This window comes from Clostridium transplantifaecale (assembly GCF_900626075.1).
Classification (GTDB): Bacteria; Bacillota; Clostridia; order Lachnospirales; family Lachnospiraceae; genus Otoolea; species Otoolea transplantifaecalis.
The window spans coordinates 395039-417831 of record NZ_UYZY01000005.1; the positions used below are offsets into that span (position 1 = coordinate 395039).

The following is a 22793-nucleotide window of genomic DNA, read 5'->3' on the forward strand; positions in this document are numbered from 1 at the left end:
GAGAATTCAGATGAAAAAAAAGGGTGTTATTATGGGGGCCTTACTGGCGGTGGGGATGGCGCTGTCGCTTTCGGCCTGCGGCGGGGAATTGTTTCAGGAGGAGACGGTTGTTGGAGCGCCGGGATTTGAACATCTGGATCAGGTGGTTCTGATCGGCGCGGATGCTAATGCCAAAGGGGCGGCCGGACAGATATTTTTTCAAAAAGTAGCCGAGAACGTGGACCGGATTACCGGGGGAAAACTGACCCTGGATCTATTCCACAACGGGGAACTTGGCAATGACGAGGAGATTTTCCGTCAGATGCGGTTTAACGACATTCACCTGACGGTGTCCCAGACAGCGCCCGCCGTCTCTTTCGTCCCGGAGCTTGCGGCCCTGGATCTGCCGATGGTTTTTGCAAAATATGACGGCGGCACAATCGACGCCGTGTTCAACGGGGAGAACAGCGATTTCCACCGGAAACTGTCCGAAAGCTATGAGAAATCGGGCCTGCATCTGCTGGGCATCATGCAGAATGCAACGTACCGCCTGACCACCGCAAACCGGGATTTGTCCACACTCAAGGATTTTAAGGGGCTGCAAATCCGCACAATGGGCAATTCCAACCATATGGCATTCTGGACCGCCATCGGAGCGGAACCGACGCCTCTTGCGTGGTCCGAAGTCTACTTTGCGCTGCAGTCCGGCACCGTGGATGCCCAGGAAAATGCAGCGGATACTATAGTGGGGGCGAACCTGTATGAAATCCAGAAGGTTCTGGCCTGCACAAACCATATCCTCTATGCAAACCAGATATGCATTACCCAGAAGGCTTATGAGGAGCTGGCGCCGGAATACCGGCAGGCGCTTAAACAGGCCGTGGATGAAGCGAATGCCGACATGCGCCGGATGCTTCTGGAGATTGACGAGACAAACAGGAAGACCCTTGAAGAACACGGAATGAGAATTATCACATATGACGAAGCGTTTTTCGATGAGGTGCTGGCGCTCGACAGTGTGAAACAGCTTTATAAGGGGATAGATGCATCCGTGGACGGCCTCGGAAGTATTTTACAGGATAGCCTGGAGACGGAATCAAAACGGGAAAAATAGCGGACGGATAACGGGAAAGAGCTGCAAAATGACATGAAACACCATTGTGTTTGTGCCATTTTGCGGCTCTTTTTTGTTGAGTGGCAATGAAAAGTCCGCGAAGCGTACTTTTCGCTGTTTGGAGTACTTTCAAATATACTAAACGGCTTTTTGCGGATTCTTATGATATATTTAGATGCCTGTGCAAAGAAAAAGTTAAAATTTACAGAAATCTATGCGAATTTTAGTGGTATTGCATGAAAATTCACCATTGGTATTTCCGAACTACATACACTATAATATCGGCATAATGGTCGGGTACAAACAGAACAGATTATAGAAAGTGTGAAAATCTCTGAATCGTAATAAAAATCCGACGGGAGGAGAATATAGATGAGAAGAATTCGCAGTTTTATGGGAGCCGCGCTTGCAGCGGCAATGGCAGTGTCGATTACGGCCTGCGGCGGTGTGGAAACCGGTACGGAACAGGAGATTAAGGGGACGCCGGGATTTGAGGATTTGGAACCGGTGGAACTGATTGGCGCCGATTCTATTTCAAAGGGAGCGGCCGGGCAGCTTTTTTTTGAAAAAGTAGCGGAAAATGTGGACCGTATTACAGGCGGAAAGCTCACCATCGATCTTTTCCACAATGGAGAACTCGGCAATGACGAGGAGCTGGTGCGCCAGATGCAGTATAATGATGTTCAGGTAATGGTTTCCCAGACGGCCCCGGTCGTACCATTCGTCCCGAGCCTGGCGGCGTTAGATCTCCCTATGGTTTTTGCAAAGTACGACGGTGATACCATTGACGCCGTGTTTAACAGCGGAGATTCCGAGTTTCACCAGAAGCTGTCATCGGGCTATGAAGAGGCAAAATTACATCTGCTGGGAATTCTGCAAAATGCGACCTACCGTCTGACGACCGCGGACCGGGATCTCAACAAGCTTGCCGATTTTAAGGGGATGCAAATCAGAACGATGGGCAATTCCAACCATATGGCGTTCTGGACGGCGATCGGTGCGGAGCCGACGCCCCTCGCATGGTCGGAGGTCTACTTTGCACTCCAGTCCGGCATTATTGATGCCGAGGAAAATGCGGCTGATACGATAGTAGGAGCGAATCTGTACGAGATCCAGAAAGTATTGGCCTGCACAAACCATATTTTATATGCAAATCAAATATGCATCAACAAGGAGGCTTATGACGGGCTTGCGCCGGAATATCAGGAAGCGCTGAATCAGGCGGTGGATGAAGCGCTTGCGGAGATGCGTCCCGTGATGCTGGAAATCGACGAAACGAATAAGAAGTTACTGACGGATAAAGGAATGACAATTATCAATTATGATACCGGGTTTTTCGACGAAATTCTGGAGCTTGACAGTGTGAAGAAACTCTATAAAGAGATTGATGGTTATGCAGGCGGACTGGGAACCGTTTTACAGAATAGCCTGGAAATGGAATCGGAGACGGAATAATAGCGGACGGATAACGGGAAAGAGCTGCAAAATGACATGAAACACTATTGTGTTTGTGCCATTTTGCAGCTCCTTTTATGCCTGGAGGCTGTGCATGAAACGGTTACTGCTTTTTCTCACCATGCAGTCGGCGTATCATCTGGATATCCTGATTCTGCTTTTTCACTTCCTGTTTCAGGCGGTGCATGTAGAACAGGGAACCGCCCAGATAGGGGAGGGAAAAGGTGGTGAGCATATCGAGATAACCGTGGGGGTGCACCGGTTCCCAGAGACTGGTGCACCAGGTAAGCGCCATCATGCAGGCCGCGGCTACAAAATATTCCAGGAGAATCACTTTTAACGGCGAAAGGTGATTAAGCCGGTAGGACTGGGACAGAATCACGACGCCGACCAGGCTTCCCGCCGCAATGGCGAGAATATTAAACTGGGTAAAATTCACTTCACGGTAAGAGAAGATATCGACCAAGGTTGCGAAAAGCCCCACAACTGTAAATACCTGACAATAGACCGAAAAAAAGTTTTCTTTATTAATAAGCTTCATTGGTTCCTCCCATCAGTTTTTCTTTGATCTCTTCCAGACGGTCACGGAAGTTTTTCTTATAGTGGCGGTTAATTACGAGCGTTTCGTTATTTTCCAGGCGGGCGATGACACGCATCTCAAAATCGTTTTGGATGGCGTCGATTCGGTAGAGGTTGACGACCGTTGATTTGTTAATCCGCACAAATCCCAGTCCGGCAAAACGTTCCTCGGCCTCCCTGAGTGAAATCCCAACTTCCCAGACACTGCTTTCCAGATAGGCGAACGTTTTTTTGTCAACCGATTCAAAATAAAAGATGTCTGCAGGAGCAAGCTGTTTTTCCACCCCGCCGGCCGTTCCGGAAAGACGGCGGTCAACGGCGCTTAAGATTCTGGCGGCCCAAGTGATTTCCGCATTCTCCTCCGAACAGTGGATTTCCGCATAATTTTCAGAGAGCCCGGCGTTCTGATGTATTATAACCTTCATAGTCCCGTTGGTTTCCTTTCTCTTCCTGTTAACTGCATCATACAGCGCCTTTCTATCATATCACAGGTTTCCCTTTTTTCTACCGGATTCGGTCAGGTTACGGAAATCCGGTTCCAAGTTACATACGCAGAATGGGAAAAGTCTCTATACTGTATGTAACGGACCGGTCAGTGAAACCGACGGGCGTTTTTATGAAAAGGAGGAATCAGGTTGAATTCGAAAAGAAATATCAAAAAGGGACTGGCCTGCATTGGTCTGGGGCTGCTTTTTATTCTGATCCTGTGTATGGATGTTGCGGTGTTTTATCTTGAACATGTTCTCTATCAGGATATCATGACAACCGGTATGACCGTTTGGCAGCACTGTCTTCATTTTATCGTGATCTGTACCGTGTGGGGGTGCGGCAGCATGGCGCTCTGCGGACTGGCAAAGGAAAAGGAGCTGCTGCCCGATTCAAAAAACAACGTGAAACGTCTTTCCGGCTCCCGCATTTTCATGCTTGTTCTCATTGCGGCGGCCGGGATTCTGTTCATGTCACTCGATATGCCCGGAATGAGCCTGCGGTTAAAACCGCTTTCCGAGCTGCACTATTTTCTGAAGCAGTACGGGAGGGCGGGAACGGCGGCGTTTCTTTTGCAGCACCTCTATTATCTGTTTGAATCCGTCATCATCCTGTTTCTGGTTGTCTTTGGGCAGCAGGCGGGAGAACTTCTGTTTCCTTTTCGCAGGACCCGCAGCGTTTTATGGGGCGGGATATTTTGCGCCATGACCTGGGGCATGCTCCATGGACTGACCAAGGACTGGGAGACGGCCGTTTTCTGTATTCTGCTCTCGGTGTTTTTTAATCTTTCTTATCTGGCCGCGGACCGCAGGCTGATTCCCGCTTATCATACGGTTGCGGCAATTTTTGTTATTTAAAAAGGAGACGCTGTAACCCGGCCGGTGCCGGTTTTACGGCGTCTTTTTTTGACAGCGGTGAGGGAATTGCCTTTTTGTAAAGAAACTGTTAAAAGTTCCGAAAATTAGTGAAAAATCGTGGCAAACTCAGGGAATGCCCTTAAAAAAATACAAGAAAACATAGCGGAAACGATTGATAATAATATCACAATATGAGATAATGAATACAGCCGGAAGGCGGCACAAAACGACAGCTTTTTCAGCGGAAGGAAAGGGGTCCCGTGCAGCCGACGGAAGGGAAACGAAAAGGACGGAAACGGTCCTGGTGATAAATGTAAAAGAAACAGAAATTCAGGGAGGTTTAAGCATGAGAGTATCGATCTGTATCGGAAGTGCCTGTCATCTGAAGGGCTCCAGAGAAGTGATTAAGAAACTTCAGCAGCTTGTCAGTGACAACAAGCTGGACGGCCAGGTGGATTTGAACGGAGATTTTTGTTCAGGCAATTGTCTGAAAGGAGTCTGTGTGACGGTGGACGGAGAATTATATTCCGTAAAACCGGAGACGACGGAAGAATTTTTTGAAAAAGAGATTTTAGGACGGCTTAAATAAGAGGGAGAATAAGATGCCGATAATTGATTTCAAAGCCGCAATGTGCAAGCACTGTTATAAATGCGTCCGCGACTGTGAAGTAAAATCCATTATGATCCGTGACGGCCATGCCTACATTATGCCGAACCGCTGTATTCTCTGCGGCCAGTGCCTGATAAGCTGCCCGCAGTCGGCGAAGAAGATGTCTAGCGAGCTGGATAAGGTGAAGCAGTTCCTCATTGAGGATAAACCGGTGATTCTGTCGCTTTCCTCGGCCTATATCGGCCTGTTTCACTACAGGACGAGGGGACAGGTGAAATCGGCGTTCACGAAGCTGGGATTCACGGATGTGCGGGATACGGCCGAGGCCGCTGCGATGGCGACCGGAGAATATGTAAAACTGCTGGAAAAGGGCGAGATGAAGAATATCATCACAACGGCCTGTCCCAGCATAGTGAACCTGATAGAAATCCATTATCCCGAGCTGATTGACGATCTGGCCCCGGTGCTGATTCCTTCGGGCATCCATACGAGAATGCTGAAGGAAGAGTATGGGGAGGAGGCCCGCATTGTGTTTGCCGGCCCCTGTGTCGCAGAGAAAGAGAAGATGAGAGCAGTCAGGCCCGACGCCGTCCTCACCTTTGAGGAGCTGAAGGAATGGCTGGAGGATGAAGGAATTACGATAAATGAATGTGAGGACACCGGTTTCGACGAGCGCCATCTGGGAGCCAATCTGCGCTATCCGATCAGCGGAGGACTGCTCACGTCGGTGGAGGCAACCAAGCAGGGCCACGATAAGTACCGCAAGTTTTATGTCAGCGGTGTGAAGGACTGCCTGGATGTCTGCGAAGCTATGACGACAGGGGAAGTGGAGGGCTGTTTCATCGAGATGAACGCCTGCCACGGCGGCTGCATCAACGGGCCTGCCACGGCGGCCACGGTTTCCAGTTTCAAAGTGAAGCTGGATCTGGAGGAGATGCTTCCGAAGGAGGCGGCAGATTTGTCCGCCCTGAATGAAAATGCAAGGAAGGTTCCTATTGCCCGAACCTTTAAAAACAGGGCCATGAAGGAGATTATGCCGACCGAGGAGGAAATCCGGGAAATCCTTAAGAAGACGGGCAAAAACAGGCCGGAGCAGGAATTAAACTGCGGAGCCTGCGGTTATCCGACCTGCCGCGATAAGGCGATTGCCGTCTGCCAGAAGAAGGCGGAACTCAACATGTGCATCCCTTACCTCTATGACAGGGCAAGGTCGATGTCCCATCTGGTGATGGAGACTTCGCCGAATATTATCATGATTATTGATGAAGATATGAAAATCCTGGAATGTTCCGCTGCGTCGGAGAAATATTTCAGCCTGAAGCGCAAAGAGATGAAGGGACACCTTTTAGGAGAATTTATTGATACGGAGGACGTGGAGGAGGTATTCAGGACCCACACAAGCATCCACAGCAAAAAAGTGGTCTATCCTGAGCTAAACCTGGCAACCATCCAGAATATTGCCTATATTTCCAAGGGGAATCTGGTAATCGCGACGTTTATCGACGTATCGCGGGAGGAGAAACAGGAGCAGCAGGAATACGAGAAACGTAAAGCCACAATTGAACTTGCCCAGAAAGTAATCTATAAACAGATGATGGTAGCCCAGGAAATCGCCGGGCTTCTGGGTGAAACCACTGCAGAGACGAAAACGACGCTTACTAAACTTTGTTCTTTGATTGACGATGGGAACGAAAGTGAGGTCCGATAATGGGAATTACCGTAGATGTCACTTATAAGAGTCTGAATAAGTATTCCGAGATTCTGTGCGGAGACACGGTGGAACTTTTAAAAACAGAAGATTCCGATGTAATGATACTGGCAGACGGGATGGGGAGCGGCGTAAAGGCCAACATCCTTTCCACACTGACGGCCAAAATCCTGGGAACAATGTTTTTAAACGGGGCCGCCCTGGAAGAGTGCGTGGAAACCATAGTCCAGACACTTCCGATCTGCCAGATCAGGCAGGTTGCATATGCCACGTTTTCCATTCTCCAGGTTTTCAATAACGGAGAGGCCTATCTGGTGGAATACGACAACCCGCGCTGTATTTTTATCCGCGACGGGGAGGTCGTACAGATTCCGAAGAACACGAAAGTGATCAAGGACAAAGAGATTAATGAATTCCGTTTTACTGTAAAAAAGGGCGATGCGCTGATTCTGATGAGCGACGGCACCATCCATGCGGGAGTGGGCAAATCCATGACCTTCGGATGGCCGTGGAAGGATATCGCGCAGTTTGCGGCAGTGCAGAGGGAGAGGCCGATTTCCTCCATCCGTCTGGCGGCGGCAATCTGCGAAGAGTGCAACAAGCTTTATGAGGAAAAGCCGGGAGACGACACCACGGTGGCTGTCATGCAGATTATTGACAGAAGGCCGGTGCACCTGATGACCGGACCGCCGGTGGACCGGGACGATGATGAGAGAATTATCCGGGAATTTATGAAAGATGAGACGGCATCGCGTATTGTTTCGGGAGGAACGAGCGCAACCATCCTGTCGAGGGAGCTTGGAAGGCCGTTAAAAGTTTCAATGGACTACACGGATCCGGAAATCCCGCCGATTGCCTATATGGAGGGAATTGACCTGGTCACCGAGGGCGTCCTGACCCTGAGCCGTGTCGTCGATATCCTGAACCGATTTGTGGAAAAGAAAGATTTGAGCTATGACTTTTTCAAAGAGCTGGACAAAAGTAACGGAGCGTCCATGCTTGCGAAAATTCTGATAGAGGACTGTACGGAGCTTCAACTCTATGTGGGAAAAGCGATCAACAGCGCTTACCAGAATCCGGGACTTCCCTTTGACCTGGGAATCCGGCAGAACCTGGTGAGGCAGCTTATGACGGCAGTCGAAAAAATGGGAAAAAGAGTTACGGTTACTTACTATTAAGGAGGATACGTAAAATGGTAACAAATGACGCGACAATACTGAAGTTAAAGCATGATGTACTTTACGAGGTAGCGAAGCTGGCATGGGAAGATCAGCTGGTGGATGACAAGAGGGATGAACTTCCGGGAAAGATGATTCCGGGACCCCAGGCACATTACCGCTGCTGTATTTATAAAGAGAGAGAAGTAATCAGGCAGAGGGTGCGCCTGGCAGAGGGCAAATGCCCGACGGGAAGAAATACGAATAACGTCGTACAGGTCATTAATGCAGCCTGTGAGGAGTGTCCGATCGCCTCCTATACGGTTACGGACAACTGCCGTAAATGTATGGGTAAAGCCTGCCAGAATTCCTGCCCCTTCGGAGCAATCACAATGGGCAACAACAAAGCGTTTATCGACCCGGACAAATGCCGTGAGTGCGGCAAATGCGCAACGGCCTGCCCATATAACGCCATCGCCCACTTAGAGCGTCCCTGTAAGAAGGTATGCCCGGTGGACGCCATCACTTACGATGAGTACGGTATCTGCGTGATCGATGAGAAGAAATGCATCCAGTGCGGCGCCTGTATCCACAGCTGTCCGTTCGGTGCGATTGGTTCCAAGACATTTATGGTAGATGTGATCCGCCTGATTAATGCGGGAAAGAAAGTGGTCGCTATGCTGGCGCCCGCCACGGAAGGCCAGTTCGGTCCCGATATCACCTTTGAAAGCTGGAGAACGGCTCTCAAAAAAGTCGGTTTTGCCGATATGATTGAGGTTGGTCTGGGCGGCGACATGACGGCCTCAGCCGAGGCTGCCGAGTGGGCCGAGGCTTATAAAGAGGGCAAGAAGCTGACCACCTCCTGCTGCCCGGCGTTTGTAAATATGATTAAACAGCACTACCCGGAACTTCTAGACAATATGTCCACTACCGTGTCTCCGATGTGCGGCGTTTCCAGAATGCTGAAAGCGGAGGATCCTGAGATTGTCACCGTATTTATCGGACCGTGTATTGCAAAGAAGAGCGAGACACTGGATCTGAACATCCAGGGTAATGCCGATTATGCGATGACCTACGGCGAAATCCGCGCCATGCTCCGTGCAAAAGACGTGGTTCTCGAACCGGAGGAGAATGTAAACCAGCAGGCCAGCGTATTTGGAAAACGCTTCGGCAACGGCGGAGGCGTTACAGCCGCCGTGCTTGAGTGCCTGAAAGAAATGGACGAAAACACGGATATCAAGGTCGCAAAATGCAACGGAGCGGCAGAGTGCAAGAAAGCCCTCCTTCTCCTGAAAATGGGAAGGCTGCCGGAGGACTTCGTCGAGGGTATGGCCTGCGTGGGCGGCTGTGTCGGCGGACCAAGCAGCCATAAAGCGGAGAACGAGGCAAAGAAATCGAGAGATAAACTGATAGCCGAGGCCGATGCAAGACAGGTGAACGAGAATCTGAAACAGTATAAGATGGAATCGTTCTCGATGCACAGACATTGATGCTAGGAAAACGGTTGAAAACTTTTAGTGAGAAATAGAATAAAGGCAGCCCCAAACAGGCGCAGTACGGCGGATTTGTTTGGGGCTGCCTTTACGCCGTCAGGAGGTGTAAATGGATGAAGAACTGATTGCCCGGATGAAAGAATGGAGACACTATATACACGCGCATCAGGGAACCGCTTTACAAGTCAACGGAGCGTCGATTGTAATAATCCCGGTTCATAGATATGATTAGAACTGAATCAGGAAAAAACAGCAGGGAAAAGAGAGGGAAGACAATGAGTGATTTCCAGCCAATCGATATGCAGACGTGGCCTATGGCGCAGGCTTTTTATTACTATACCCAGATGGCGCCGACCAGCTATACCATTAATGTGGACATGGACGTGACGGTTATGAGGAAGGCCTTAAAGGCGGGCGGATATAAGTTTTTTCCGGCCTATCTCTATCTGGTGACCGGAGCGGCTGCAAAGCAGAAGGAACTGAGGGTGGCCGTGAAGGATGGAGTTTTAGGATACTGGAATTCTCTGACCCCGGCCTATCCTCAGTTTCACAGCGACGACAATACAACTTCGCTGCTATGGACGGAATACAGTGACAGTTTTCCGGAGTTTCACAGACGGTATCTGGAAGACACGGAGCAACACGGCGGGAGCCATGGAATTCTGAGTTCCAAAGGGGCGCCGCCGTCCAACGCCTATATCATTTCTTGCATTCCATGGTTTACGTTCAACAGTTTTTCACTGCATAACCATGGGATAAAAGATTATTATCTTCCCAGTTTTGAAGCGGGAGGATTTACGGAAAAGAATGGCGGCCGGTCGGTTATGCCCCTGTCCGTTACGGTTCATCACGCCACGACGGACGGTTATCATTTGAAGGTGTTCTTTGATGAGTTACAGAAAAAGATGGATCATCCGGAAGAGTGGATGTGGCAGCAAAATCGGATTAGGAGGCAATTTTAGGGAAAGGGATCCGTCTGTTCGGCGAAACAAAAAATGAGATAGAATTGAAATTGGCAGGTACAAAAAATTACAATGGTATTGTTGATTTAATTTATGAACACAGATAGTTGAGGAGTCCGGCGTGCCGGACTCCTTTTGCGGTATGGAAAAGTTCCGTATCGCAATTTGAAAAAAGGTCGGCTTCCAATCTTATCACTCTAACGTTTTATATTCCAAATCCAGTAATCTTATAAATTCCTTTAATACATGATTTCCTGCCAGACTTTTATAATACACCCCAAAGCTGAGCGAAGCCGCGCCGCTTACCGGTATATAACGGAGCCCGTTGTCTTTTCGGCCCGGATAATCGGGAAGCAGGGAAAACCCCAGCCCTGATTTTACCATAGCGAGGGTGGCTTCGTATCCGTCCACGAAAAAGAGGTCGGACGGGTGGAGAGTGGAGGATGCACGCACCTGGATTTGCAGGACCGGGGAGGGCAGTCTGTGCGGCTCACAGATGAGCATCGGTCCCTTAAGTTCGTCCAGCGCCAGGGAACTGTGGCCCGCGAAAGGGTGGTCCGCAGTGCATACGCAGGCAATCGGCCGTTTGCTCAGCTCATGGAAAAAACCAAGAGGCTTTTTGGACTCTTCGTGGCGGAAGGCAAACATCGCGTGAAGCCGTCCCTCATCCAGTAGATTTGCCATGGATTTGAACGGAATTTGCTTGATGGAGGGGTGGAGCGCGGGGAATGTACTGAGCATTTTTGCGATGACAGGGGGCAGAAGATCGAGTTCAGACTGGTTATGACAGCCGATGTTCAGGGCCTGGAATTCTTTCGCCCCCGTTCCCAGCCTGCTTTTAGCGGTGGCGGCGATTTTTAAGATCCCGGAGGCATCTTCGATAAACATAAACCCGGCATGGGTCAGGCTCACACTTTTGCTGGTCCTGGCAAACAGTTTTGTTCCCAGTTCATCCTCCAGCGAAGTAATCTGATGGCTGACGGCCGGCTGAGTGATCTTCAAGACTTCCGCGGCTCTGGAAAAGTTGAGATATTCTGCGACTGCCATAAAGCATTCAAGCTGTACCGTATTCATATAAATCCTCCCTGTTGTCCCATAAAATTTGATATCTGATGTTGATGGAAAAGTCTTTACTGATGCCGGGAATCGGACAAAGTTAAAAATAGTTTTAATATATATCAATAAAAATTATTTATAGATTATAACATATTTGAATTTCACATTCAATGATAATGGAGTTATAAATATAAGGAAGGTAATTGTTAGCAAGCGAACAAATGTGGTGAGGTGAGAGAATGGAACAGAGAGAGAGCCTGCTGCTCTGGAATCTGAAAAAAGTAAATCTGGAGCTGGAAGGTGTGATAAACGGACTCCTGGAAGATCTGGGGCTGACGGCATCCCAGGGAGCAGTCCTGATTTATGTGCTGCAGCATCAGGAAACGGCAATCTGTTCGGCTGAAATCCACAGGAACTTTGGCATTGCCCGGCCTACCGTTTCCAATCTGCTGAAAAAGCTCAGACAGAAGGGATATATACAGTTTGAAAATTGCCCGCATGATGACAGGCAGAAGATGATTCTGGCAACCCCTAAGGGGGCCGGCGTGAAGGCGGTGCTGGATATTAGAATAAAGAGCATGGAGCGGGAACTTCTGAGAGATGTAACGGATGAGGAAGAGAAAAAGATGTTTGAATGCTTCAAAAAACTGGAACGGAACCTGCGGACGTACAAAATATGAAGAAAGTGAGAAGGAGATGATTTAAAATATGAGAACAATTTTAGGACAGCTGAAACAGTATAAGAAAGATTCCATCCTGACGCCCCTGTTTACGGCTTTGGAGGTCATTATGGAGGTGATGCTGCCTTTCATCACAGCGCTTATCATCGATGAGGGCATTCAGGGCGGAGATATGAATAAGGTATATTTCTACGGCGGAATCATGGTTGCCATGGCGGCCGTCAGCCTGGTATCGGGGGCTATGGCCGGCAAATATGCGGCCAGCGCATCTTCGGGCCTGGCCTGCAATTTAAGGCAGGGTATTTATGATAAAATCCAGACGTATTCATTTTCCAACATTGACAGATTCAGCACGGCCAGTCTGGTAACCCGTATGACCACGGATGTGACCAACATCCAGAATGCATACCAGATGTGCATCAGAATTGCGGTCCGTTCCCCGCTGATGCTTATATGCAGCATGGCGATGTCTTTCATGATAAGCCCGAAGCTGAGCATGGTTTTCCTCTGTGCCATCCTGTTTCTTGGCTGCGTCCTGGGAGGCATCATGATGGCGGCACGAAAGGTATTTGATGTCGTGTTCAGAAAATATGACGATTTAAATGCGGGAGTCCAGGAAAACGTATCGGGTATCCGCGTTGTAAAAGCTTATGTCAGGGAGGACTACGAAAACAGAAAATTTTCTAAAGCGGCGGAAAACCTTCGCAGGCTGTTCGTCAAAGCCGAGGGCCTGCTGGCGCTTAACAACCCTGCTATGATGCTTGTTGTCTACGGCTGCATTATCGCAATCTCCTGGTTTGGCGCCAGATTTATCGTGGTCGGCACCATGAGCAGCGGGGAACTGACCTCTCTTTTCAGTTATACAATGTCGATTATGATGTCCTTAATGATGCTTTCCATGGTATTTGTCATGCTCACGATGAGCGCCGCCAGTATCAGGAGGATTGAGGAAGTGTTTAAGGAGGAACCCGACATCCGCAACCCGGAAAATCCTCTGGAGGAAGTAAAAGACGGCAGTATCCATTTTGACGGCGTAACTTTTTCCTACAGGAAAGGGAGCGGAAAAAAGGCCCTGTCGGGAATTGACCTTCATATCAATTCCGGGGAAACGATTGGAATCATCGGAAGTACGGGAAGCGGAAAATCCAGTCTTGTCAATCTGATCAGCCGTCTCTACGACGTGGACGGCGGCTCTGTGTCTGTCGGGGGACATGATGTGAGACAGTACGATCTGGAAAAGCTGCGTGATGCAGTGTCCGTGGTTCTTCAGAAAAATGTCCTTTTTTCGGGAACGATTCTGGAAAACCTGCGTTGGGGTAACGGGGAGGCGACGGAAGAAGAGTGCCGGGAGGCATGCCGGGCTGCCTGTGCCGACGAATTTATAGAGCGTCTGCCCGGGAAATACGATACGTATATTGAGCGGGGAGGCGTCAATGTTTCGGGCGGACAGAAACAGAGGCTCTGTATTGCAAGGGCGCTCCTTAAAAAACCCAGAATTCTGATTCTGGACGATTCCACAAGCGCGGTGGATACGGCGACGGATGCCAGGATACGGGACGCATTTGCGAGGGTGATTCCGGGAACCACAAAGCTCATTATTGCCCAGCGTATTTCAAGCGTCAGCCATGCCGACAGAATCCTTGTGCTGGACGACGGAAAAATTAATGGTTTTGGTACTCATGAGGAACTGCTTGAAACGAATGAAATCTATCGGGAAATTTATGAATCACAGAATAAGGGCGGGGGAGATTTCGACCAGCCCGGAACAGGAAAGGGAGGTGCGGCGTGATGGAAAGAAACAGGACTAATAAAGCCGGAGAGTCCATGAGGATTCTCAAACGGGTCATTCAATATATGGTTACAAACTATAAGGCAGCATTTCTGGCCGTATTGGCCTGCATCATCGTTTCCGCTGCGGCCAGTTTAAAGGGCATGGTATTTGTACAGTCTCTGGTGGATGATTACATCCAGCCGATGCTGGGGCAGACGGCACCCGATTTCTCACCGCTTTTTGCAGCGCTTTCCGGCCTGGCTCTTCTCTATCTGATCGGCCTTTTTACCGCCTACGGATACAACCGTATTATGGTCACCGTCAGCCAGGGTACGATGAAACGCCTCCGCGAGGAATTGTTCCGGAAGATGGAGTCCCTGCCGGTCCGGTATTTTGACACTCATTCCCACGGCGATATCATGTCCGTGTACACCAACGACGTTGACACGCTGCGCCAGTTGATGAGCCAGAGCGTGCCGCAGGTGGTCAATTCGGCCGTCACCCTGGTTGCGACGGCGGTTTCCATGCTGTTTTTAAATGTGCCGCTGGCCCTTCTCACATTTGTCATGGCCGTTGTGATGCTTCTGGCGACGAAAAAGCTTTCCGGGCTGTCGGCAGTCCATTTCGGTGAACAGCAGCGGGATCTGGGCGCAGTGGACGGATTTATTGAGGAGATGATGGACGGGCAGAAGGTAGTGAAGGTATTCTGCCATGAGGAAAAGGCAAGAGAGGATTTCCGAAAGATCAATGATAAACTGCGCGGCAGTGCGGATAAAGCCAACCGTTATGCCAATCTTCTCATGCCGGTAAATTCAAATATCGGAAACTTAAGCTATGTGTTCTGTGCCGTGGCCGGCGCTCTGCTTGCCTTAAACGGAGTCGGCGGCATTACCATCGGTACGATCATTGCTTTTGTGGGACTGAATAAGAACTTTACACAGCCAATCACCCAAATCAGCCAGCAGATGAACTCGATCGTCATGGCCGCAGCCGGTGCAGACAGGGTTTTTGAACTGATGGATGAGGAATCGGAGGAAGATAACGGTTATGTGGAATTTGTAAACGTAAAGGAGCTGGAAGACGGCTCGCTGGAAGAAACACAGGAGAGAACCGGTGTCTGGGCCTGGAAGCATCCTCATAAGGCGGAAGGTACGGTCACCTATAAAAAACTGGAGGGAGGCGTTGTCTTTGATGATGTTGACTTTGGATATGACGATTCAAAAATGGTGCTCCACAATATCAAAATGTTTGCTGAACCGGGACAGAAGATTGCCTTTGTAGGTTCTACCGGAGCGGGAAAGACTACGATTACCAACCTGATCAACCGGTTCTATGATATACAGGACGGAAAGATCCGGTATGACGGAATCAATATCAATAAGATTAAGAAACCGGCGCTGAGGCATTCGATGGGAATCGTGCTTCAGGACACTCATCTGTTTACGGGTACCGTCATGGACAATATCCGTTATGGAAAATTGAACGCCACCGATGAGGAGTGCGTCAGGGCGGCGAAGCTGGCTAATGCGGACAGTTTTATCTGCCGTCTCCCGGACGGTTACCAGACGGTGCTCACCGGGGATGGAGGAAGCTTAAGCCAGGGCCAGAGACAGCTCCTTGCCATTGCCAGGGCTGCGGTTGCGGATCCGCCCGTCCTTATTCTGGATGAGGCGACTTCGTCCATCGATACAAGGACGGAGGCGCTGGTGCAGGACGGTATGGATGCCCTGATGAAGGGACGCACCACATTTGTCATTGCCCACAGGCTGTCCACAATCAGAAACTCCGACTGTATCATGGTTATGGAGCAGGGAAGAATTATCGAGAGAGGTTCCCATGAGGAACTGATTGAAAAGAAAGGGAAATACTTTCAGCTTTATACCGGGAATTTTGAAGAGGCGGGGGAAAGAGTTTCCACGGGAATGCAGACGAAAGAGAAGCTGGGAACCAGAGGACGTATGGACTTCGGTTCCCGGCATTTGCATTACCGTTTCAAGGGATGGATATTCTTTGATTTCATCGAAAACGGTGAATGTACGGCTTACTGTATTTCACTTTTCGTATTTCACTTTTATAAAAACAGATCTTGCAAATAAAATGGATTTGTGTTAGATTATAAGAACCCCATAAAACAATATGGCGGTGCAAATCAAAATTATATTCAGTATTATCAGAAGTCTATTTTTCTAAGGCGGGCAGAAAGTCAGACTGCGAAGCCGTTTATCATTGCCGACATTCCGGCATAATTTCTTTAGGTTTTGTATTATTTGAGAGGTTTGAATGCTTTTTTTAGTTCGCAGTTTTTTATCTTGAGTGTATTTTGAAATTTTTGTTTCAGGCAAAAGTTCTTTTTTATTTTCTTAAATTCAATTGTGCTCTTTTTAAATTCCTGGATTGCTCTTTTGGGTTCATTCCGGTTCTTTAAAGTTTCTTTTTTATTCCATTCAGTTTTTTATTACAGATGGTTTGAGGTTTTATTTCATTCCGGTGTTTTAGTGTCTGGCATCCTGTTTTTGTGACGGTGGGGAGGAAGCGGTATTCCCTCTGACATGGAGTCAAGCGGCAAATCAGCACTGGACACAGGCGCATTCTAAGCAGTTGCACGATGCGTATTAAAAAGCAATTTATCAAAAAGCAGTTCATTAAAAAGCAGTTTATCTAAAAAAGGAGGGAGGAAAGTTGTGAAAAAAGAAATATTCATTGTAGTATTTTGCACAGCCTTCGCCGTATTGTCGGCAGGGAGGGTGGCGCTTGCCTCTGCGAAGGGGGAAGGGGAGATAAAATACACGGTTTCTTTTGTGGATGCCGACAACTATGATACGGAGATATTTATCATGCAGCAGGGATCCGTTCCGGAAGGAACAACGCTGAATGTATCCTTTCCGGAACAGATTATCGGATCGGATGGGCATATCTGGAAATCGGAGGCTGCCAGCCCGCAGGGATTTACCCTGTACCAGGCCGGAACCCATAAGTATTACATCGAATATAAACAGGGGGATAAGGTAATGGAACCGGACAAGCCGGATGCGGATGGCAAAGCAAAACTTGAGGGATGGCTCCAGAAAGCCTGGAAGGCCGACTGTGATATTACCGGACAGTCACCGGAGGAAAACCGGGATCCTGCTCTGACGGTGGATAATGATTCGCGGAATAACAGCCGGATTACGAATCTGATTTCCATGATCCGGGACGGGGAATGGCATTATTTTTACATGATTGGCCAAAATTATGTACCTCAGACGCTTGTGATCGGTACAAACTTTGATGCGGAATATTCTGCCGTGATGGAAGAAACATTCCTGGTTGACAAGGAGAAGTATACAGTGCTGCGCATTGGAGTACGCAGAAACTGGCGTCCGGAAAGCTGTGCCCACGAATGGGAGGTAGTGGAAACGATAGCTAGCGGCTGTCTGGAATATGGCCGTGAGGTCTGCCGATGCCTGAAATGCAGGACGGAGGAGACCGTATCACTGCCAGCTCCAGGGCACTGCGATACGGACGGAGACTCTCTCTGCGATCTTTGTGGAAAACGGGCTTTTGAGCAGACGGTGGGCGATTCGATCCGAACTGTTATCAGGACAAAAAACGGGGACATCCCGCTTGCGTTCCGTTGCCTGGATACGGACTATAACGGAACGGGGATGATGATGTACCTGGCCGAAGAGAACCTGGGGGAAGAAATCACGGGAGTCTGTTTTGCAGAGAATGATTATAACGGTTCTCCGCTGAGAAAGTATTTTAACATGGCTTTTGCAAATAACAGTTCCGTTGCGGCGGCCCTTCAGCCGATTGCAAGGGAGGATGGAGACGGCAGGGACGATTATGCTTGCCTGCTGTCCAAAGAGGAGTATGAGCGGTATGAGGATTCCATCGGCGGGGAGGGAGAATGGTTTCTGCGCACCCTGACGGACGGCGGTATCTATGCGGTCAATTCCGACGGTCTGCTTATACAGGCTGCGGCAGCCGGAAATACCTCCTTTGGGGCAAGACCCTTCATTCTTTTGAAAAAGCCGGAGACCGAAGAGAAGGCCGAACCGGTATGGTGGAAAAAGGGCGATATCCAGATGAGGGAGATCGGAAAGAAATTATACCGGTTCCGGTGTATTGATGAAGATTACAGCGATAATCAGGATGGACACCGGAAATCAGCCCTGTTTCTATGTGACAGCGTAATCCCGGCGGATGTGGACAGCGACAGCCGGAATTTGAAGAAACTGAAATTCGGGGCGGATAACAATTACAAAACATCCGATGTGAAAAGATGGCTGGATCAAAACAGTTTAAACAGCAGCTTCAATCTGGAGCCGGTTTCCATCGGCGTCAGCACCGCGTACACGGGAAGTACGGCAGCCGGAACCCGGGAGCAGATAGAAGACAGCCGTCTGGTGCGTCACCCCATTGGATATCAGTTCATGCAGGGACGCCTCTTCTGCCTTTCCATGGAGGAGGCGCTTAAATACAGGGAAGCGCTTTGGCGGTTCGGTACTTTTCAGGGTGGGCCGGAGAGCCAGATAAGTCCATATTCTCAGGGATATTATCTGAGGACACCGTTTCACAGGGAGGGAGATGACGGAGATTTTTGTTACGGTGAAGATATCTATACGGTCGATCTGGTAAAGGGAAACATTCACACAGTAAAGACGTCAAGTGAGACGTATGGCATACGGCCGGCTTTTACGCTGCCGCAGGAATAAATCCGGGAGGAAGAAAAAATGGAAAAGAGACTGGGAAGAAGAGGAAGAAACCTGACATCCGCGGTTCTTATCACGGCTATGCTGCTTACGGGGGCAGCGCCGGCAGCCGCGTCTGCGGGCAGCTTTGTTTTTGAAGATTTGGCCGGAGCAGCCGGACAGGAACAGAGGCCGTACGGGAGACAGGCCGGTACGGGGAGTGAACTTTACGGAGAAGATGTATTTGCCGCTTCAGGAAGCAGTATGGCTTCGGGCAGTGAAATACCGGCATCGGTTTCTGTTGCGTTATTTGCAGCAGGAGTCAGTTCACTTGGAGATATATGGGATGGATGGGGAGGTGATTTTTCTTTTCTGAACGGGAATTTTGGGGATGGTTCGGAGCAAAAACCGTACCAGATTAAAAATAAAAGCCAGCTTATGGGCCTTTCACAGCTTGCCGCAATGGGAATGAGAGTCCAGGCCGGGGAGGGCGGCAATGATATAATCGGTTCCTATGATGGAAAATACTTCAGACTAATGAACCACATCGATCTGGGAGGCATGGACTGGAACCCGATCGGTTTTTACCGGGATTCCTCGGAGCTGGCGGGGGATGTGGCAGGTAAGTTCTGCGGACATTTCGATGGGAACGGGAAGACGGTATCCAACTTTAAGCTGAACAATACATCGTGGAACCATGTCGGTTTCTTTGGAGCGGTGGAAGACGCCACAATCAAAAACCTGACGCTGAAACCGGGAAAGACCGTATATGGCGGGGAGCAGACTGCAATTCTTGCAGGAAGCGCAAAGAATTCCAAAATCACGGACTGCATGGTAAATGGCAGTGTGTCCGCGGCAGGTACGGCCGGAGGCATTGCAGGCTCGATAGAGGGAACGGTTCTTTCCGATTCGGTGATCGAGAATTGTACGGCTAATGTTACCCTGGATACGGGCGGCCAAAGGGCAGCCTGTGTCGGAGGAATTGCCGGGAAAGCGGCGGGAAGCAGTATTGTGGACTGCCGCGTCGAGACAGGGGACAACGATACGGCCCGGATACAGGGGAGGGACGCTGTGGTTGGCGGTATAGCCGGTTTCCAGAATGGAACGGATATTTATAACAGCTATGTATCAGGCACTATCGGGGGTGTCGGCTCAAAGATTGTAGGGGGTATTACAGGCCAGTATGCGTCCGGCCATTTGAAAGTAGCCAGATTCGAGGGAACAATCGGCTTATCGGGAACCGGGACAGCCGGCCACAGAGGGCTCTTTATCGGCCACCGCGAGCCGGGGGATTACTACCGCTGGGGAACGGATATCGGCTATCTCTTCTCAGATTCGGAAGAAAAGATCGGTTTTAATGTGTGCGGAAGTGAGATACCGGATGATAACGAATATACGTATTCAAGCAGAGTCGGTTATTCCCATTCCGGGGACTTGTACTGCTCCCTCGTACAGGGGGGCGTGTCAAAGGACATATCCGATCGGTATTATTATGAGCTGCTGGAGGAGGGAATCCTCTCCATTCTCGATCGGGATCATGGAGGAGCCGGTGCAGAGGAAGCAGGATATTCCCTTGACCACTTTGCGCCGAACGACGCAGGGCGGCCGACCAGGGGATATCTGGTGTCGGTTCCCAGAATCGACACGGTATCTTCCGGAATTAATTATTATGATGCGGCGCTGCTGGAAGTCCGGGGGAACGGCAGCTATTACCGCACCATTGATAAAGAAAACAGGGGAGCCATTGCCCCGGGAAGGAGTGTTACGGTTACCACCTCGCCGAAAGACACGGAGGAGGCAAAATTCCAGATGGAAGGGGTGCCGACCTACATAAAAAACGGCAGAGAAACCGATACGGTATACAGGAGCGGCGGGGAGTACATTTTCACAATGCCGGCTGAAGATACGCAGGTAAAAGCAGAATATAAGAAGGTTGCGGTGAAGGTAGCCGTACTCCCTTCCATTTTCAGCATCCATGTGGTGGAAGAACGCACCGGAAACCGTAAGGACCCGGCCAAAATTACAAAGGTGACCGATCAGAGCGGAAAGCTGATTGCAAGCTATATCAACGGCGAACTTCAACAGGGTACGCAGATCCAGCCGGTTCAAATCCAGGCCGTTGTGGATGCGAATAATGATGTTGCCGATAATTCCGTAAAATGGTCGGTAGATGATCCGGACTTAATTCTTCTCGCTGCGAATGATGACGAGGATGCAGAAGGGTATACCAAAAAGAGCGCCACCATCCGTCTGAATATCAATGCCTCATTTTTTACGGATACAATCAGGAAACTGGAGAAAGAGCAGGCGGAAAAGAATTACCGTTATCCACTCCCCGACACTATTTTCGGAGCCGGACATCAAAACGGAGGCGTTGCTATCCTGACCGCCTCCACCAGACCGGCGGCCAGTTTTGAAGGGAAACCCTGTACCGGCAATTGCCGGCTCAACGTCACCTTTCAGGTGAAGGATAAAACTTATGTAGGAAATGAGGGAGCCGCCCTGGATAAAGAGGAACTTTCCTTTACCGTTACGCGGGCTCTGAGCGGAGACCGGAGGAAGCCGGATGAAAACATCCGGGTAACGCCTCCGCAGAACCTGACTGCCTCATTTACACCTGACTTCTTTGATAAAAAAGATATTTCCTGGTCGGTTGACGACCCATCTTTACTAAGCGTCGACGGAGAGAATAAATCGGCAAGTGTGTCGGCCAGGAAAGAGGCAAAGTGGATTCAGGATATCATAAAATCGGATGACGGTATTCATGCAAATGACCCATATGCAGTTTTGAACGGTTCCGGAAGCAGGAATGCCGGAGTGACCGTGACGGCCGACGATATGCTTGGCAGCCGAAGGACCGCGGTCTGCAATGCCGTAATTCATTTTGTCACCGATGATCAGACAACGGTTTATGCAGAAGGGATATCGGCCGTTCCTGAGAGTCTGAGTTTTGACCTGGGCTGCGTAAAGAGCGGAAACCGCAGTAATCCCGTCATTACCTGGACGGGCAACGGGGCGAGAAAGCTCAAAGTCACCGTGTACCCGGAGCAGGCATTTAACAGGGAATACCGTTTTACCGTTTCCGACGATTCGCTGGAGATAAACGGGGATGGAACCGTGACGGTAAATACGGACGCCAAATGGATTCACGAAGCTAATCAAACGCATCCCTACGAAGCAGGGCATACGGCAGTCATCACCGCAGCGGCGGAAGACGGAGGATTTAAAGCACTCTGTGACGTTACATTTAAATATAAGCTGACCGACAATACTTACAGCTCCGGAGGCAAAGGCTCGTCCGGCGGCGGAAGCTCATCGGGGGGAGGTTCCTCCTCCGGCGTCAGCCCGGACGGAGGCGTGGGTCCTGCCGGTAACGGTCCGGCGGCGGGGACGGCAGCTCCGGCGGGTAGTGTTGTTGGAACCTGGGTAAATACGGCAGACGGCCTTTGGGCATTTACGGCCGGCGGCAGAACCTACCATAACGAGTGGGCTTATGTCCACAACCCATACGCGGGCGGGGAACAGAGCGGCACGGACTGGTTCCGGTTTGATGAAACCGGCCATATGGTAACAGGATGGTATGCCGATACGGATGGAAACACGTATTATTTATGGCCGTTCCCAGATGGAACACAGGGCCGCATGGTGACGGGATGGCAGTGGATTGCCGGTTCGGATGGGAAAGAACGCTCCTTCTGTTTCAATTCAATATCGGACGGCACCAGAGGCGCGATGTACCGCAGCAGAACAACGCCTGACGGGAAGAGTGTCAATGAGAAGGGCGAGTGGACGGTAAACGGAACCGTCCAGATCAGGGAGAACAACCGGTAAACAGAGCTGTCCAGGCCGGGGTTAAACCGGGCGTACCGACCATTTATTTTCTTTGCGGTGAAAATACAGGGAAATCTGTTTTTTGTATCCGTGATCTAGATACTCACACTGGTAGATGGTTCCAAAGATAGAATTCGGCTTTCTGCCTAAAATTTTCGTAATCGGAATATCGATGTAAGTTCCGTCAGAATTCATATGGCGGAAGTATAAAGGCATACATTCACCTTCAACATTGTAACTTGCTATCACAGAAACAAAGGTGTTTAAGGCCGGATTGATCTGTTCAGCCGGCGTCTGCTCTGATTCGTAAAACGGCATGACGCAAGTCTCCTTTCATAGAATAGGGGTAACTTTTTGTGAAGATGATTTTATTGTAACGAAC

General features: G+C 49.7%; 18 protein-coding genes. 14 read left to right on the forward strand and 4 right to left on the reverse strand.

Features of this window, described 5'->3' with window-relative positions; translation table 11 throughout:
• Window positions 1-10 precede the first annotated feature (10 nt).
• Both EJL91_RS19190 and EJL91_RS19195 read left to right on the forward strand, forming a co-directional pair.
• Complete coding sequence (locus EJL91_RS19190; RefSeq protein ID WP_125143562.1) at window positions 11-1093, forward strand: TRAP transporter substrate-binding protein; 1083 nt, start codon at window positions 11-13, stop codon at window positions 1091-1093.
• A gap of 372 nt (window positions 1094-1465) precedes the next feature.
• Window positions 1466-2548: a TRAP transporter substrate-binding protein gene (locus tag EJL91_RS19195; protein WP_125143563.1), complete on the forward strand. Its 1083-nt coding sequence runs from the start codon at window positions 1466-1468 to the stop codon at window positions 2546-2548.
• A gap of 103 nt (window positions 2549-2651) precedes the next feature.
• Here the strand turns inward: EJL91_RS19195 and EJL91_RS19200 are convergent, their stop codons facing one another.
• Together EJL91_RS19200 and EJL91_RS19205 are read right to left on the reverse strand one after the other, a co-directional pair.
• Window positions 2652-3089: a DUF6608 family protein gene (locus tag EJL91_RS19200; protein ID WP_125143564.1), complete on the reverse strand. Its 438-nt coding sequence runs from the start codon at window positions 3087-3089 to the stop codon at window positions 2652-2654.
• Entirely contained in the window at window positions 3076-3552 is a 477-nt protein-coding gene (locus EJL91_RS19205) for a LytTR family DNA-binding domain-containing protein (protein ID WP_125143565.1), read from the reverse strand. Before EJL91_RS19205 ends, EJL91_RS19200 begins: the two co-directional genes overlap by 14 nt.
• A 210-nt stretch (window positions 3553-3762) precedes the next feature.
• Here EJL91_RS19205 and EJL91_RS19210 point away from each other — a divergent pair, with 210 nt between their 5' ends.
• The 7 genes from EJL91_RS19210 (at window position 3763) to EJL91_RS19235 (ending at window position 10400) form a co-directional block, all read left to right on the forward strand.
• Window positions 3763-4470 (forward strand): hypothetical protein, encoded by a 708-nt coding sequence (locus EJL91_RS19210; protein ID WP_125143566.1) that lies wholly within the window; start codon window positions 3763-3765, stop codon window positions 4468-4470.
• A 346-nt stretch (window positions 4471-4816) separates the two neighbouring features.
• Window positions 4817-5059 carry a (2Fe-2S) ferredoxin domain-containing protein gene (locus EJL91_RS19215; RefSeq protein WP_125143567.1) on the forward strand — a complete coding sequence of 81 codons (243 nt, stop codon included), beginning with the start codon at window positions 4817-4819 and terminating at the stop codon, window positions 5057-5059.
• A gap of 13 nt (window positions 5060-5072) precedes the next feature.
• Complete coding sequence (locus EJL91_RS19220) at window positions 5073-6788, forward strand: [Fe-Fe] hydrogenase large subunit C-terminal domain-containing protein (protein ID WP_125143568.1); 1716 nt, start codon at window positions 5073-5075, stop codon at window positions 6786-6788.
• Window positions 6788-7966, forward strand: coding sequence for a SpoIIE family protein phosphatase (locus tag EJL91_RS19225; protein ID WP_125143569.1), 1179 nt, complete (start codon window positions 6788-6790; stop codon window positions 7964-7966). The genes EJL91_RS19220 and EJL91_RS19225 overlap by 1 nt, the downstream gene beginning before the upstream one ends.
• A 14-nt stretch (window positions 7967-7980) precedes the next feature.
• Entirely contained in the window at window positions 7981-9435 is a 1455-nt protein-coding gene (locus tag EJL91_RS19230; protein WP_125143570.1) for a 4Fe-4S dicluster domain-containing protein, read from the forward strand.
• Between the two features lie 112 nt (window positions 9436-9547).
• Window positions 9548-9670 carry a hypothetical protein gene (locus EJL91_RS25180; protein WP_279230054.1) on the forward strand — a complete coding sequence of 41 codons (123 nt, stop codon included), beginning with the start codon at window positions 9548-9550 and terminating at the stop codon, window positions 9668-9670.
• A 43-nt stretch (window positions 9671-9713) separates the two neighbouring features.
• Entirely contained in the window at window positions 9714-10400 is a 687-nt protein-coding gene (locus EJL91_RS19235; protein ID WP_125143571.1) for a CatA-like O-acetyltransferase, read from the forward strand.
• A gap of 192 nt (window positions 10401-10592) precedes the next feature.
• Here the strand turns inward: EJL91_RS19235 and EJL91_RS19240 are convergent, their stop codons facing one another.
• On the reverse strand, window positions 10593-11474 hold the full coding sequence (locus EJL91_RS19240) for a LysR family transcriptional regulator (protein ID WP_125143572.1): 882 nt from the start codon (window positions 11472-11474) through the stop codon (window positions 10593-10595).
• 221 nt (window positions 11475-11695) lie between these two features.
• Between EJL91_RS19240 and EJL91_RS19245 the strand changes: the two genes are divergently transcribed.
• The 5 genes from EJL91_RS19245 to EJL91_RS19265 all read left to right on the forward strand — a co-directional run bounded on the left by EJL91_RS19245 (window position 11696) and on the right by EJL91_RS19265 (window position 22411).
• On the forward strand, window positions 11696-12136 hold the full coding sequence (locus tag EJL91_RS19245) for a MarR family winged helix-turn-helix transcriptional regulator (RefSeq protein WP_125143573.1): 441 nt from the start codon (window positions 11696-11698) through the stop codon (window positions 12134-12136).
• A 28-nt stretch (window positions 12137-12164) separates the two neighbouring features.
• Window positions 12165-13925: an ABC transporter ATP-binding protein gene (locus EJL91_RS19250; RefSeq protein WP_125143574.1), complete on the forward strand. Its 1761-nt coding sequence runs from the start codon at window positions 12165-12167 to the stop codon at window positions 13923-13925.
• Window positions 13925-16003 carry an ABC transporter ATP-binding protein gene (locus EJL91_RS19255; RefSeq protein ID WP_243125479.1) on the forward strand — a complete coding sequence of 693 codons (2079 nt, stop codon included), beginning with the start codon at window positions 13925-13927 and terminating at the stop codon, window positions 16001-16003. The genes EJL91_RS19250 and EJL91_RS19255 overlap by 1 nt, the downstream gene beginning before the upstream one ends.
• A 585-nt stretch (window positions 16004-16588) precedes the next feature.
• Window positions 16589-18604, forward strand: a complete 2016-nt coding sequence (locus tag EJL91_RS19260) for a hypothetical protein (protein WP_125143575.1) — start codon at window positions 16589-16591, stop codon at window positions 18602-18604.
• An 18-nt stretch (window positions 18605-18622) separates the two neighbouring features.
• Window positions 18623-22411 (forward strand): peptidase A26, encoded by a 3789-nt coding sequence (locus tag EJL91_RS19265; protein ID WP_125143576.1) that lies wholly within the window; start codon window positions 18623-18625, stop codon window positions 22409-22411.
• A gap of 21 nt (window positions 22412-22432) precedes the next feature.
• Here EJL91_RS19265 and EJL91_RS19270 read toward each other — a convergent pair whose 3' ends face one another.
• Window positions 22433-22729, reverse strand: coding sequence for a hypothetical protein (locus tag EJL91_RS19270; protein WP_125143577.1), 297 nt, complete (start codon window positions 22727-22729; stop codon window positions 22433-22435).
• Window positions 22730-22793: the final 64 nt, after the last annotated feature.